Origin of the sequence: Paenibacillus sp. FSL E2-0177, assembly GCF_037992975.1 — a bacterium.
In the GTDB taxonomy this organism is placed as follows: domain Bacteria; phylum Bacillota; class Bacilli; order Paenibacillales; family Paenibacillaceae; genus Paenibacillus_AQ; species Paenibacillus_AQ odorifer.
This window is the reverse complement of record NZ_CP150307.1, coordinates 4,878,541-4,892,210: the sequence shown is the minus strand read 5'-3', so window position 1 is coordinate 4,892,210 and position 13,670 is coordinate 4,878,541. Positions and strand designations below refer to the sequence as shown.

At 46.9% G+C, this 13,670-nt stretch carries 14 protein-coding genes; 11 read left to right on the top strand and 3 right to left on the bottom strand.

Annotation, left to right across the window (positions count from 1 at the left end; translation table 11 throughout):
- The first annotated feature begins 35 nt into the window (after nt 1-35).
- On the top strand, nt 36-755 hold the full coding sequence (lipB, locus tag MHI25_RS21870) for a lipoyl(octanoyl) transferase LipB (RefSeq protein WP_076129489.1): 720 nt from the start codon (nt 36-38) through the stop codon (nt 753-755).
- 70 nt (nt 756-825) lie between these two features.
- Here the strand turns inward: lipB and prli42 are convergent, their stop codons facing one another.
- Complete coding sequence (gene prli42 / locus MHI25_RS21865; protein ID WP_094872112.1) at nt 826-927, bottom strand: stressosome-associated protein Prli42; 102 nt, start codon at nt 925-927, stop codon at nt 826-828.
- Nucleotides 928-1,021: 94 nt separating this feature from the next.
- Between prli42 and MHI25_RS21860 the strand changes: the two genes are divergently transcribed.
- Nucleotides 1,022-2,149, top strand: coding sequence for a tripeptidase T (locus MHI25_RS21860; RefSeq protein WP_076129490.1), 1,128 nt, complete (start codon nt 1,022-1,024; stop codon nt 2,147-2,149).
- Nucleotides 2,150-3,667: 1,518 nt separating this feature from the next.
- Here the strand turns inward: MHI25_RS21860 and MHI25_RS21855 are convergent.
- Nucleotides 3,668-3,841 (bottom strand): hypothetical protein, encoded by a 174-nt coding sequence (locus MHI25_RS21855; RefSeq protein ID WP_162636775.1) that lies wholly within the window; start codon nt 3,839-3,841, stop codon nt 3,668-3,670.
- 77 nt (nt 3,842-3,918) lie between these two features.
- Here MHI25_RS21855 and MHI25_RS21850 point away from each other — a divergent pair, with 77 nt between their 5' ends.
- The 9 genes from MHI25_RS21850 to MHI25_RS21810 all read left to right on the top strand — a co-directional run bounded on the left by MHI25_RS21850 (nt 3,919) and on the right by MHI25_RS21810 (nt 12,201).
- Complete coding sequence (locus tag MHI25_RS21850) at nt 3,919-4,491, top strand: NUDIX hydrolase (RefSeq protein WP_036676048.1); 573 nt, start codon at nt 3,919-3,921, stop codon at nt 4,489-4,491.
- On the top strand, nt 4,482-5,681 hold the full coding sequence (locus MHI25_RS21845) for an endonuclease Q family protein (RefSeq protein ID WP_076129492.1): 1,200 nt from the start codon (nt 4,482-4,484) through the stop codon (nt 5,679-5,681). Before MHI25_RS21850 ends, MHI25_RS21845 begins: the two co-directional genes overlap by 10 nt.
- Nucleotides 5,682-5,763: 82 nt before the next feature.
- Entirely contained in the window at nt 5,764-6,414 is a 651-nt protein-coding gene (gene spoIIM, locus MHI25_RS21840; RefSeq protein WP_036676050.1) for a stage II sporulation protein M, read from the top strand.
- A 90-nt stretch (nt 6,415-6,504) separates the two neighbouring features.
- Nucleotides 6,505-6,969: a Fur family transcriptional regulator gene (locus tag MHI25_RS21835; protein ID WP_036676051.1), complete on the top strand. Its 465-nt coding sequence runs from the start codon at nt 6,505-6,507 to the stop codon at nt 6,967-6,969.
- Between the two features lie 163 nt (nt 6,970-7,132).
- Nucleotides 7,133-7,366, top strand: coding sequence for a DUF4227 family protein (locus tag MHI25_RS21830; protein WP_340394272.1), 234 nt, complete (start codon nt 7,133-7,135; stop codon nt 7,364-7,366).
- 159 nt (nt 7,367-7,525) lie between these two features.
- On the top strand, nt 7,526-8,419 hold the full coding sequence (xerD, locus tag MHI25_RS21825) for a site-specific tyrosine recombinase XerD (RefSeq protein WP_076192308.1): 894 nt from the start codon (nt 7,526-7,528) through the stop codon (nt 8,417-8,419).
- 242 nt (nt 8,420-8,661) lie between these two features.
- Nucleotides 8,662-9,840 carry a phosphopentomutase gene (gene deoB / locus MHI25_RS21820; RefSeq protein ID WP_340394271.1) on the top strand — a complete coding sequence of 393 codons (1,179 nt, stop codon included), beginning with the start codon at nt 8,662-8,664 and terminating at the stop codon, nt 9,838-9,840.
- A gap of 49 nt (nt 9,841-9,889) precedes the next feature.
- On the top strand, nt 9,890-10,708 hold the full coding sequence (locus MHI25_RS21815) for a purine-nucleoside phosphorylase (RefSeq protein WP_036676055.1): 819 nt from the start codon (nt 9,890-9,892) through the stop codon (nt 10,706-10,708).
- Nucleotides 10,709-10,869: 161 nt separating this feature from the next.
- The gene (locus tag MHI25_RS21810; protein ID WP_036676056.1) at nt 10,870-12,201 is read left to right on the top strand and encodes a pyrimidine-nucleoside phosphorylase; all 1,332 of its coding nucleotides are present in this window, start codon (nt 10,870-10,872) and stop codon (nt 12,199-12,201) included.
- A gap of 110 nt (nt 12,202-12,311) precedes the next feature.
- Here MHI25_RS21810 and MHI25_RS21805 read toward each other — a convergent pair whose 3' ends face one another.
- Complete coding sequence (locus MHI25_RS21805; protein WP_340394270.1) at nt 12,312-13,325, bottom strand: serine hydrolase; 1,014 nt, start codon at nt 13,323-13,325, stop codon at nt 12,312-12,314.
- Nucleotides 13,326-13,670: the final 345 nt, after the last annotated feature.

Below are 13,670 nucleotides of genomic sequence, written 5' to 3'. Positions count from 1 at the left end.
TGCAGGCATGAGACTGAAAAAGGGGACCTGACGGTATGAATAATTCGGATATTCGTAAGCTGCAGATTTCATATGACCCTATTATGGAGTATGGGACGGCCTGGGAGCTGCAAAAAGAAAGTGTGCATGCCATTGATTCTGGCGAGCAGCCGGAGAGACTTATTCTTTTGCAGCATCCGCCTACCTATACTATTGGTTCACAAAATCATCCTGAACATCTTCTCTTGGATCAAAAGCAGCTCGAAGAAAAAGGAATCGCGCTGTTTGAAATCGATCGCGGAGGAGATATTACATATCACGGACCCGGTCAGCTTGTAGGTTATCCGATCCTTAAGCTCGGAGAAGATGGCAAAGTGGATTTACATGGGTACTTGCGCAGTCTGGAGGCTGTTATTATTGATTATTTGGCATCCTACGGTATTGTCGGAGATCGTAAACCGGAGTACACCGGAGTATGGGTTGGCGATGAGAAGATCTGTGCTATTGGTGTGAAGTTTAATAAGAGTAAATTTAGAAGAGGTTTTATTACCAGTCATGGTTTTGCTTTTAACATTTCTGAGGGGATTGCGGCGCGCGGGTTTCAAGGGATTATTCCATGCGGGATCACCGATTTTGGGATAACTTCTCTAGAGGAATGTGCAGGTCGTCGATTTGAGCTTCAAGAGGTGGCTAGAGAGCTGGTTCCATATTTCTTGAAACATTTTCCATATAAAGAGTTGATGGATACTTTCTGTGATATGGCAAAGGCTGATTAAGAACAAACGTGCAGGCCAAATAGCGGCAAGGTGTTCCTAGCCGCTATTATTAATGCTTCCTGAGCAATGTTTAACCTGCAAGGAACGGCTCGATAACCATAAATAGCGTAGAGGCAATCATGGCAAACAACATGACGTAGATGAAGATCTTGAACCATTTATTACGTTGCATGGGTAACTCCTTTAGATTTAGTTTAAGTTATTAACATGAAGATGGTAATGCCGTACAACCATTGTACCGTATTCACGAAAGAGAGGGAAGTCCAGTGATTTCACAAGACCGATTGATTCAGGAGTTTATGGAACTTGTCCAAGTTGATAGCGAAACAAGAAATGAACGGCAGATTGCCGATGTCCTTAAGAGTAAGTTTAACGAACTGGGTTTAGAAGTGCTCGAAGACGATTCCCAGGAAAGAACCGGACATGGAGCAGGTAATCTATTCATTACCTGGCCAGCTGAGAATGGAGGAGCTGCTCCAAAGCTTCTGTTCACTTGCCATATGGATACGGTTGTTCCCGGACAAAATATCAAGCCTACACTTGGTTCAGATGGATGGATTACAAGTGATGGCACTACGATTCTTGGAGCTGATGATAAAGCAGGACTTGCTGCATTGTTCGAAGCCATTCGAGTGATCCAAGAGCAAAAGCTTCCGCATGGTCAGATTCAATTCGTGATTACAGCGGGTGAAGAATCTGGATTGCTGGGCGCACGTTCGATGGATCCAAGCAACTTGGATGCAGACTTCGGCTTTGCGCTTGATTCCAATGGTGAAGTTGGAGCGATTGCGGTGGCAGCACCGACACAGGCTAAAATCACGATGCAAATCTTTGGAAAATCGGCTCATGCTGGCGTGAACCCAGAGGACGGCATCAGCGCAATTCAAGTCGCTAGCAAAGCGATTGCAGCCATGAAGCTGGGTCGTATTGATAACGAAACCACAGCGAATATTGGAAAGTTCGCTGGCGGCGGCCCAACGAATGTAGTGTGCGATCACGTCCAGCTGGATGCAGAAGCACGCAGTATTGTGCAGGAGAAGGTTGGCGATCAAATCGCTTCGATGCGCGAAGCGCTCGAGACAACTGTGCGGGAATACGGCGCAGAATGCGAATTCCGCAGTGAAATCATCTACCCTGCTTTTAGCTTTAATGAACATGATCCGGTAGTGCAGCTTGCACAGCGGGCCATTACTTCTATGGGGCTTACTCCACGTCTGTTCCACTCTGGCGGAGGTAGTGACGCTAACGTGTTCAACGGTCTAGATGTTCCGACTGTTAACCTTGCAGTGGGTTATGAACATATCCATACTACCAAGGAACGGATTAAAGCCGAAGATATCGTTAAAGTGGCTGAACTCGTTGTGAATATTGTAAAAGAGAGCGTAAAGGGCTAACCACCTTATAAAACAGCAGAGCAGCGATTCTACCGTAACGGAGGATTGCTGCTCTGTATTTTTTTTTATGGGGAGTTTAGTGCAGCTATATTTAGGGTAATCCCAAAAAAGTCATGCGACCTCTAATGCCGCTTTTGGCGAGTCTCGAAGTAGAAATTTCCGGAATGCCCGGATGCCACCCCTCTCTTGAGGCTAAAGGACCCAGATGACGTTATAAGCAAAATTATTGCCATTTGAGCAGAGTATCGGACACCCGTGCAGCTATTCCTTAAGAAGAGGAGCATATAGTGTGTTTTTCGTGCCGATAGCTGCAATGGGGTCTGATAGAATCGTAAAAGTGGGGAAAAGGTGTGTTTAAGTGCAACTGTGTCCGATAGCGCCAAGTCCGCCCCCTCTTTTGAGGCGAAAGGACCCAGATGACGCTATAAGCAAAATTATCGCCATTTGAGCAGAGTTTCGGACACGAGCGCAGCTATTCCTTAGGAAGAGGAGCATATAGTGTGTTTTTTGTGCCGATAGCGTCACTGGGGTCCGATAGCATCGTAAAAGTGGGGAAAAGGTGGGTTTAAGTGCAACTGTGTCCGATAGCGCGAGTCACACACAGCAAAGAGTCACATTCGATAACACAGAGACACATTACACAGCGCAGAGTCAGCAACGAGTCACATTCGATAGTACTGAGACACATCACACAGCACAGAGACACAACCGATAGCGCCAAGTCCGCCCCCTCTCTTGAGGCTAAAGGACCCAGATGACGCTATAAGCAAAATTATCGCCATTTGAGAAGAGTTTCGGACACCAGCGCATCTATTCCATAAGAAGAGGAGCATATAGTGTGTTTTTTGTACCGATAGCGTCACTGGGGTCCGATAGCATAGCAAAAGTGGGGAAAAGGTGGGTTTAAGGGCAGCTGTGTCCGATAGCGCGAGTCACTTCCGATGTCAGAGAGCGATAGCGCTAAGTCCGCCCCCTCTATTGAGGCGAAAGGACCCAGATGACGCTAAAAACAAAATTATCGCCATTTAAGCAGAGTTTCGGACACGAGCGCAGCTATTCCTTAATAAGAGGTACGTACAGTGTGTTTTTCGTGCCGATAGCGTCACTGGGGTCCGATAGCATAGCAAAAGTGGGGAAAAGGTGTGTTTAAGGTCAACTGAGTCCGATAGCGTACAAAGGTAGGCGCAATAGTAACCTAATCAAACAACTTGTGCTAGATATCAGCATCGTGAGCGATCAACAAGTTGTGTCTGACGCCAGCATCGTGAGCGATCAACAAGTTGTGTCTGACGCCAGCATCGTGAGCGATCAACAAGTTGTGTCACATGCCAGCATCGTAAGCCTATTAGTCGCTTAATCAATCAACCTGTGCCCAATACCTGCAGCGTAAGCACGATAGCCCCCCTAATCGGGGCGACGCAAAAAGACTGGGGTGCCCCAGCAGCCATTTCATGGCTTTTGAGACACCCCTATAGTTGTGTGAACATGTATGGCTAAGTCCCAAAGGAGAGGATGAATTCATCCTGCCTTGGACGGAAGGATTGCGGATTGATCGTGCAGGGAAAGAATGTATGCCAAGGGCATATCGCGCCCATACTGCTGGATCCATCCAGCCAAGATGGCCTTTATTTCCTCCGGCTTACCTACCATCATAACTGCGGATGAGCTTGTACGGCTGAAGATTTCATTCATCTGAAATTCCTTCTTTCCCTTTAAGTTTGCTATAATACACCGTATGCACAATAGAGAAAAAGGAGACCAGAAACTTTATGGGAGAACAACATTTGCACAGCAAACCCGAGCTTGATGAAGTGACATTGTCTACACAGCCTGTTTTTGATGGGAAGATTATATCTTTGCAGGTGGACACAGTGAGACTGCCTGATGGAAATACTGCGACACGTGAAGTTGTGAAGCATCCCGGCGCTGTAGCGGTGCTTGCTTTAAATAACAATAAAATGCTTGTTGTAGAGCAATACCGTCAGCCCATGCAACGCACTGAGGTGGAAATTCCTGCTGGGAAGCTGGATAAAGGTGAAGATCCATTAGTTGCGGCTGGTCGTGAACTTCAGGAAGAGACTGGATTTCACAGTGGAGATCTGAAATTGCTTAAATCTTTCTATACTTCTCCCGGCTTCGCCGATGAGATTATTCATTTGTATGTGACTACTAACGCTCAACCAGGGGACATGTCACTGGACGAGGATGAATTTCTAGAGGTTTCGGAGCTTACCCTGGAGGAAGCGTATCAATATATGGCTGACGGGCGCATCGCGGATGCAAAAACGATGATGGCAGTGTACGCTTGGCATCTATACACGCTGACAGGCCAATGGAATTAACAACTGAACTGAAGAGTTTCTATTGCGATTTGCATGTTCATATTGGGCGAACGTCGGAAGGTCAGGCTGTCAAAATTAGCGGCAGCCGCGAGCTTACCTTTGCGGGCATTGCCAAAGAAGCTGCAGAGCGCAAGGGACTAGAAATGATCGGTATTATAGATAGTCATTCACCTGGCGTCCTGCGGGATATTCAGCGGTCTTTGGAATCTGGAGAGATGACATTAGCTGAAGGTGGAGGCATTGCTTACCGAGGGACTACGATCATTCTGGGAACAGAGATTGAAATCCGCGAGCCTGGGCGAAAAGAGTGCCATGTGCTCGCTTACATGCCGGACGTGGAACGCATGACTGACTTTAGTGCGTGGATGAGCCGCTATATGCGGAACGTGAATCTAAGTTCCCAACGCCTGTATGCTCCGGCTAGGGAGCTTCAGGATGAGATTTACGGGCGGGGAGGCATTCTTATCCCTGCACATATTTTCACGCCTCACAAGGGCTTGTACGGCTGTGCTGCCGAGCGTATGGCGGACATCTTTGATCTGGAACGCATAGCTGCGGTTGAACTTGGGCTGAGTGCAGATTCCGAAATGGCTGGATATCTCTCTGAACTGGATGATTTCACGTTTCTAACCAACTCAGATGCGCATTCACTAGGTAAGTTAGGGCGTGAGTATAATGTGATGGAGCTGGCACAGCCTTCGTTCGCTGAACTACGGCTTGCACTGGAACGTAAAGATGGGCGGAAGGTAAGTGCTAATTTCGGACTTAATCCGCGGCTTGGCAAATACCACCGGAGCTATTGCGGGGGCTGTGGCAGTATTATTGATGAGGCTTATGTCAACTCGGATCGTTGCCAGTATTGCGGCAGTCTTAAGCTGGTTAGAGGTGTATTTGACCGGATCCTAGATATTGCAGACCGCAAGACACCGTTAGTACCTGCTGACCGTCCACCCTATCATTATCAGGTTCCGCTTGAATTTATCCCGGGGTTAGGGAAGGCGAAGATGAACGCGTTACTGCAAGCGTTTGGAACTGAGATGAACATTTTACATGGTTGTGGTGAAGCGGAAATTGCCAGCGTTGTAGGTGCGGATCTGGCGTCGATGATCGTCCAGGCCCGCTCTGGAATTTTGGAGCTATCAGCAGGCGGTGGCGGGACGTACGGTAAAGTGGTTCAGCCCAGAAAGTAGAGGCATTACCTGAAGGACAAGTCATATCGCGGGACGTTTTCTCATATGGTGTAACATGTAACCGGAAAGGGGAACGTCCCATATGCGTAATTTACGGCTGATGATGAAGGAACAGACGCCTCTGTATATTTTTGTCGGCGTATTATTTCTGGTAGGTGTTGTATTTGGAGCTCTTATCGTTAGTGCGCTTACGATGGATCAGCAGCAGGAGCTGGGGGATTATCTGGGGAATTTCTTTGTTACGGTTGATCAGCAAGGTCTGCCAGCCGCACCTGATTCGTACTGGAGTATAGCGGCCTTGAATCTGAAATGGATCGGACTGATCTGGATTCTTGGGTTGTCGGTCATTGGGCTGCCGGGAATTTTGATTCTTGATTTTTTAAAAGGGGTACTGATTGGTTTTACGGTTGGCTGTCTGGTCAGTCAATATTCTTGGCATGGGATGTTGTTCGCGTTAGTCTCTGTGGCTCCACATAATCTGGTGCTGATCCCTGTGCTGCTGGTTAGCAGTGCAGCTGCGATAGCTTTTTCCTTGCAGATGATCCGCAGCCGGGTGATGGGACAGCGCCGGACGCCAGTGACTCGTCCTTTTACCATGTACACTATATTGTCATTTGTGATGGCGCTTTTGATCCTGGGTATTTCATGTTTTGAGACCTGGGTTACACCAACCATGATGCGTTGGGTCACGCCTTCACTTGTACAAGCGGTGACGACCTTGACTGTGCAGTAAAAGCGTTTGACTTCTGAAAGCGACACCCCCTATAATGGAAGAAGTGGTTTGAAGACCGGTGCGGTAATTATCCAAGGGGGAGGGAGACAGGTGGAAGCACGGATAGACAAGATTAAGCAACAGTTACAATCCCAAGGATACAAGCTTACACCCCAACGGGAAGCGACCTTAAGAGTGCTGCTGGAGAATGAGGAAGATCATCTTAGTGCGGAAGACGTATTTATGCTCGTGAAGGAGAAAGCTCCCGAGATCGGTCTTGCGACTGTGTATCGTACCCTCGAACTTCTCAGTGAGCTTCATGTCGTAGAAAAGATCAATTTCGGCGACGGTGTAGCCCGGTATGATTTGCGAACAGATACTGCGAAGCATCATCATCATCACTTAATTTGTGTGCAATGCGGCAGTATGGATGAGATTCGCGAGGATTGGCTCGGTCCGCTGGAAGAGCGACTGGAGAAAGAGTTTAATTTCACAGTGCTTGATCATAGACTTGATTTCCATGGGATTTGCTACCGCTGTACTGATAAGAACAATACAGACGGAAATCCATCCTAAAGTTATCTTATATTAAGAATTAACTTCACAAGTCCTCCCCGGTTCCTATACCGGAGGGGGCTTTTTAAATGATTAGTCTATTAGAGCCATACATATCAGCCTTTTTTGGAGCATAAAATGAAGGACGAGCAGAATTCATTTATATGTAATAGGAGGCGTCCTTATGATTGTTTCTGTGCCCAAAACAGTGCGTAAGCTGTATTTTATGATCATGTTTGTGGCTCTAAGCTATTTACTCTACTATGCTATGAGCTGGCTAGGGGAATGGCTCAGTCCGATAGATAACTATGGAATTCCTGAAGGCACCGCTGTTCGGGCATTTGATCACGCCGAGGTTGGTGATGATGGTCTGGATGCGCGGCAGCGCTTGCGTTTCTATTACTGGTTCGGAGAATGAAAGCTCCGCAGGAAGCAGGAACAAGCGAGAAGAATGTCGAAGAAAGCTAGGGTGGATTTATGCAGAGTAAGCGTTGTGTACACATCTGCTAAAGCCTCATGCTGAATGTGCTGCAGGAAGACACTAAGAGTAGCTGCGCCAGGACAGGAGCGTGAAATAATGAAGTCACACTTGCAGCCTTTTTTACATTATTTGTCCGGAGATAAAGGCTTGTCCCCGAATACACTGGAATCTTACGGTAGGGATGTATCGCAGTTTCTAGAGTTTGCTGAAGAGCGGGGGGTTGAGCAGCCTGAAGAAATCCGAAGATCTCATGTGATGTTATATCTTGGCTCCTTACGCGGAGCGGGAAGAGCCACTGCAACGCTCAACAGAAACGCGGTGTCCCTGCGGGCCTTTTTTCATTATTTGCTGAAGGAACGTTTAATTGAGCAGGATCCAACACTGGACATGGAAACCATGAAGCCCGATAAGAAGCCACCTATGGTGCTTGCGGTTTCGGAGGTTGAGCGGCTGCTAGCTGCTCCAGATGTGAGTACAGCACAAGGGATGCGCGATAAGGCTATGCTGGAATTGCTCTACGCAACGGGGATAAAGGTTTCTGAATTAATTTCTCTTAACGTAGACGATGTGCATACAGACATGAAGTTTGCGCGTTGTACAGGGACTTCGGGCAAGGAACGAGTGGTTCCCATTGGAACCATTGCTGCAGAGAGTGTAGCAGCTTACACTTCTCTTATGCGGGACAAGCTGCTTCGTGATCATCAGGAGGAGCCGGCTATATTCCTGAATAGCCTAGGTGGGCGTTTAACCCGCCAGGGGTTCTGGAAAATCATAAAAAAATACGCTCGGGAAGCAAACATTGAGCAGGATATTACACCGCATACGCTTAGGCATTCCTTTGCCGCCCATTTACTGGAAGGTGGAGCGGATTTGCGTTCCGTACAACAAATGCTGGGTCATGCTGATATTTCGACGACTCAGATTTATAACGGTATCGCGCGAAAGAATATGAAGGAAGTATATGAGAGCCATCATCCCAGAGCTCGCTGATCATGCTTCAAAGATGCTTTTTGTGAGTAAGATAGTTATGATGGAATCATACTTATAGGATAGACTGGGGAATGGGTAATTTTCCACAGGTTATCCTTTGGCAGAAACGGATACCTGACAGGCGATACATTGTATCGCTAGCTACGGAAGCGTCTGACTTCCGGGAGAAGGTACAGCCGTTTCTTCTTGTTGGTGCAAACGAATGAACGAACGATCTATATTAAAAAAGGAGTGAAGACAATATGTCCTCATTTAAACGAATTGGTTTTATTGTTTTGGATAGTGTAGGTATCGGAGAAGCTCCAGATGCTGCGAATTTTGGTGATGCAGGGTCACATACGCTTGGCCATATTTTGAACCGTGTTCCCGGATTAAAACTGCCTAACCTTCAGCAGTTAGGATTAGCTAATATTGCTCCGCTGCCGCCGCTTGAACCTGTAGCTTCACCAACTGGATATTATGGCAAGATGCAGGAAGTATCTGTAGGTAAGGATACGATGACCGGGCACTGGGAGCTGATGGGGCTGAAAATTGAGGTTCCATTTAATACGTATCCGGATGGATTTCCGGCAGAATTGATTGAGAAATTCGAAGCAGCAACTGGCCGGAAAGTGATCGGTAATAAACCGGCTTCCGGTACGGAAATTTTAGTTGAATATGGCGAAGAGCAGATAAAGACCGGAGCTTGGATTGTGTACACCTCTGCGGACAGTGTATTCCAGCTTGCGGCACATGAAGATATCATTCCACTGGAAGAGCTATACAGCGCGTGTAAAATCGCCCGTGAGCTAACTATGGCTCCTGAATTCTCCGTAGGGCGCGTTATTGCTCGTCCATATGTTGGCGAACCAGGAAAGTTCGTACGGACCTCGAATCGCCATGATTATGCCGTGAAACCACCGGAACCAACGGTAATGAATTCGCTGGCTGATATCGGAAAAGATGTTATCGCGGTAGGAAAGATCAACGATATTTTCACAGGTGAAGGGGTTACAGCTTCTTACCCTACGAAGAGCAATGAACATGGTATCGAAGTTACCATTGAGCAGCTTCGCCAACCGTTCAACGGGTTGCTGTTCACGAATCTGGTGGATTTTGACTCTTTATATGGACACCGCCGCGATCCGGAAGGATACGGTCATGCACTAGAAGTATTCGATCAGGCGCTGCCTGAAATTCTATCCACGCTTGGTGAAGATGACCTGTTGATTATTTCAGCAGATCATGGGAATGATCCAATCCATAGTGGAACAGATCATACTCGTGAATATGTGCCGCTGCTTATTTACAGCCCACGCCTTAAGCATCCAGATAGCTTGGGTATTCGTGAGACCTTCTCAGATGTTGCTGCAACCATTGCTGATAATTTCGGTGCGAAGGCGCCGCAGTATGGGACAAGCTTTTTAGCGAAACTGCAATGAAAGAATGTGGGTTGCGCCACAACATTCATTAAGGAGGATCATCCATAGCATGTTAACTCAAAAAGAAATTCAAGAAGCAGCCATTTATATAAAAGACAAATGTCCGGTGGCTCCGGAAATTGGATTGATCCTTGGTTCAGGACTCGGTGTGCTGGCAGACCTGATCACCGATGGAATCAGCATTCCATATGATGAGATTCCTCACTTCCCTGTGTCCACTGTAGAAGGGCATGAGGGAGAACTGCTGATCGGTATGATTGAAGGACGCCGTGTCGTGATGATGAAGGGCCGCTTTCATATGTATGAGGGTTATGGACCGGAGGTTACGGCATTCCCTGTTCGGGTTATGAAAGAACTTGGTATAGCCAGCCTATTAGTAACTAATGCTGCTGGTGGAGTGAACACAGATTTCACGCCGGGCGATCTTATGCTCCTTACGGATCATCTGAATATGACGGGACGGAACCCGTTAATAGGACCTAATGATCCTGCACTGGGCGTGCGCTTCCCGGATATGTCAACCGCTTATAGCCGCCGCCTGATCAAGGTAGCGAAGGAAACGGCAGCGCAGCAGAATTTCGAATTCAAAGAAGGTGTATATGCAGGTCTGCTGGGACCTTGCTACGAAACACCTGCTGAAATCGTAATGCTTCGTCATCTAGGGGCTGACGCTGTGGGCATGTCTACTGTGTCGGAAACTATTGTTGCCCGGCATGCAGGTATCGAGGTATTGGGTATCTCCTGTATTACTAACATGGCTGCGGGAATCCTGGATCAACCGCTCAACCATGAAGAGGTTATGGAAACTGCAGATCGTGTGCGTGAGCGTTTCCTGAAGCTGGTGTTGGGCTTTATTCCGAAAATGTAATTTCGGATACTGCATTTTGAATTTTTGGGAGGTCCAATCTATGACACAAGTGAATGAGCTTGAGCCATTGACGTTTGAACAGATAATGAAGGTAACTAATTTGACTAGACCAAAATTTATCGGACTTGCTCGCGCAATTGTCCGTGAAGTGCAGGTGTAATATGAGAGCTGTAGATATTATTCAGAAAAAAAGAGATGGTGGAGAGCTGAGTCGTGAGGAAATTTCCTTTTTAATTCAGGGCTACAGTAAAGGTGAAGTGCCTGATTATCAGCTCTCTGCATGGGCAATGGCTGTTTATTTCCAAGGCATGAACGCGCGGGAAACCGGCGATCTAACGATGGAAATGGCGATGTCCGGCGATCAAGTAGATCTTAGCCCAATTGCAGGCATTAAGGTTGATAAACACTCCACAGGCGGAGTGGGCGATAAAACAACTGTAGTACTGGCACCCTTGGTAGCTTCTGCTGGAGTACCGGTAGCGAAGATGTCCGGCCGCGGACTTGGGCACACTGGAGGCACGCTCGATAAGCTGGAGTCCATCAGTGGTTTCTCTATCGAGATGGCTCGTGAGCGTTTCTTTGACCAAGTAGGGGAGATCGGGGCTGCCGTGATCGGCCAGTCGGGTAACATTACACCCGCAGACAAAAAGCTGTACGCCCTTCGGGATGTAACTGCAACAGTTGAATCCATCCCCCTTATTGCAAGCTCTGTGATGAGCAAAAAGATTGCAGCAGGTGCGGATGCGATCGTGTTGGATGTCAAAACAGGCAGCGGTGCTTTTATGAAGACGCTGGATGATTCTATAGCACTCGCTCAGGCGATGGTTGACATTGGAACGCATCTGGGTCGCAATACCGTTGCGATTATCAGTGATATGGACCAGCCGCTTGGTTACGGGATCGGAAATGCGTTGGAAATTAAGGAAGGAATCGAGACCTTGAAGGGTCACGGTCCGAAGGATCTGCAGGAGGTCTGTCTTATTCTGGGCAGCCAGATGCTTGTTCTTGGCGGCAAAGCCAAGGATGAAGCGGAGGCACGTTCGATTCTTATGACGCATATTGAAGATGGCAGTGCGCTAGAGAAGTTCAAACAAATCGTGAAGGCACAAGGTGGAGATGTATCGCAAATTGATTCTCCGGAGAAGCTCCCTACGGCTAAGCGATTCATTGAAGTGAAAGCAAAAACCAAAGGGTTCATAGAAGGGATTCAGGCCGAGGAAATTGGCGTTGCGGCTATGCTGCTTGGAGCTGGACGTGAAACTAAGGAATCCGTAATCGATCTGGCTGTGGGAATTCAACTTTCTAAAAAGGTTGGAGATGCTGTAGAGATCGGCGAGACGCTTGCAGTCTTGCATATCAATGATGCCAGTGAGAAGAAAGTAGAGGAAGCTGAAGGTAAGGTGTTAGAAGCCTACCGTATCACTTCTGAACCTGTTCCTGCCCAACCTTTGGTATTTGCACTTGTTACTAAAGATGGGGTAACACGGTACTAGCCTAGGCAATATAAATATTGTCATGGCTATGGCCTTAAACAAACAACAAAGCAGCGATCCTCCCATAACGGGAAGGTCGCTTCTTTGCGTTTTGCTCAATGGTGCAATATTTATAACTGATTATTAATCTTATTGAATATCAGCGAAGCCCCGCTGCTTGTATTACATAATACGACCACAGTCTCGCCACTAGCTGGATAGATAGCCGACCGGAAGGAAACACCGGGATCATAGCCCATAATGTGAAATTTGAACACTTTTTCTTCGCGGAGGGTAATCCATACACCATAACCATAATAGCCTTCGCCATCCACATGTACATGGGGAGTAAGCAATAATGAAGTGAGTACTGGACTCAATAATGTATGGTTGATTAACCCGCTCCAGAATAGCTGCATGTCGGGGGCAGTGACGAAAGCTCCACCGTCAGCGCCTCCTTTTACCGGGATTGAGTAGATGTTGGTTCTCCAGTTTCCGTTCTCTTCCTCTATGTATCCTAGTGCACAGTTGGCAGGTAAGGCATCTAACGTAAAGTAACCGGATTGCTCCATTCCGCAAGGCTTAAAGATGTGCTGCTCTACATACTCGGAAAAAGTCATTCCACTCAATTCCTCCACCAGAAGGCCTAGCACGATATAGCCGGCATTGTTGTAGTGAAAACGTTCGCCAGGAGTCCACATCATGGGAAGGGTTCGGAACATCGGCACAAAATTCTCAAGCTGTCGCAAGGTGTACATAGGCCGTGCCTTCCACAGATCCTCGAAATCATCCATAATTGTTTCATCAAAATAATCCGGAATACCAGAGCTATGCGTTAGCAGCTGATGTATGGTGATGTCGGGACTAAAGAGAGGAAAATCTACTTTTTTAAGATAATCTATTAGTCTACTTTCAAAAGAAATCAATCCCTGATCAACCAGCTGGCAGACAGCGATCGCGGTAAATATTTTACACCCGGAAGCAATGCCGAACCGAGTATGAATATTGTTTTCGCGCTTATCCGACTTATTGGCATAACCGTAACAACTGCTGATGACTTTTTTATCAGGTTGTTGTACCAGCACTACACCAGAGAAATTGTTCTGTTTAGCTTCTGCTTCAATACAATCTGCAAGGTGGTTCATCTGTATATTCACTCCTCTATAAGCAGTTAAGTTCTTAAATACCATTCGTTAAAATATTACATTTTCCTTTAAAGGGGGGTTAAATGAGTACGGAAAAATTGGAAATACTTAAAATTTGAATTAACTTTTGATCTCCCCTATAATAAAAATGCTCTGCAACTGCTGCTGGGCTTTTTTTTATTGACAACATCATTACTTCTTGCGATAAATTATTATAGTTATTTACTTGGAAATGGAATAATTTCCACCCTTTCTGACGAAACTGGAACACAGTACCTGTGATATGAAGGTTAACGTTCAGGAGGGGAACCATTGTGAGAAAAATGCGTTTTGCTGTGCTTGTGC

Coding starts and splice junctions, on each gene's coding strand:
- MHI25_RS21845 (WP_076129492.1), top strand. CDS start 4,482: ATGGAATTAACAACTGAACTGAAGAGTTTCTATTGCGATTTGCATGTT.
- xerD (WP_076192308.1), top strand. CDS start 7,526: ATGAAGTCACACTTGCAGCCTTTTTTACATTATTTGTCCGGAGATAAA.
- MHI25_RS21850 (WP_036676048.1), top strand. CDS start 3,919: ATGGGAGAACAACATTTGCACAGCAAACCCGAGCTTGATGAAGTGACA.
- MHI25_RS21805 (WP_340394270.1), bottom strand. CDS start 13,325: ATGAACCACCTTGCAGATTGTATTGAAGCAGAAGCTAAACAGAACAAT.
- MHI25_RS21830 (WP_340394272.1), top strand. CDS start 7,133: ATGATTGTTTCTGTGCCCAAAACAGTGCGTAAGCTGTATTTTATGATC.
- deoB (WP_340394271.1), top strand. CDS start 8,662: ATGTCCTCATTTAAACGAATTGGTTTTATTGTTTTGGATAGTGTAGGT.
- spoIIM (WP_036676050.1), top strand. CDS start 5,764: ATGCGTAATTTACGGCTGATGATGAAGGAACAGACGCCTCTGTATATT.
- MHI25_RS21815 (WP_036676055.1), top strand. CDS start 9,890: ATGTTAACTCAAAAAGAAATTCAAGAAGCAGCCATTTATATAAAAGAC.
- lipB (WP_076129489.1), top strand. CDS start 36: ATGAATAATTCGGATATTCGTAAGCTGCAGATTTCATATGACCCTATT.
- MHI25_RS21810 (WP_036676056.1), top strand. CDS start 10,870: ATGAGAGCTGTAGATATTATTCAGAAAAAAAGAGATGGTGGAGAGCTG.
- prli42 (WP_094872112.1), bottom strand. CDS start 927: ATGCAACGTAATAAATGGTTCAAGATCTTCATCTACGTCATGTTGTTT.
- MHI25_RS21855 (WP_162636775.1), bottom strand. CDS start 3,841: ATGAATGAAATCTTCAGCCGTACAAGCTCATCCGCAGTTATGATGGTA.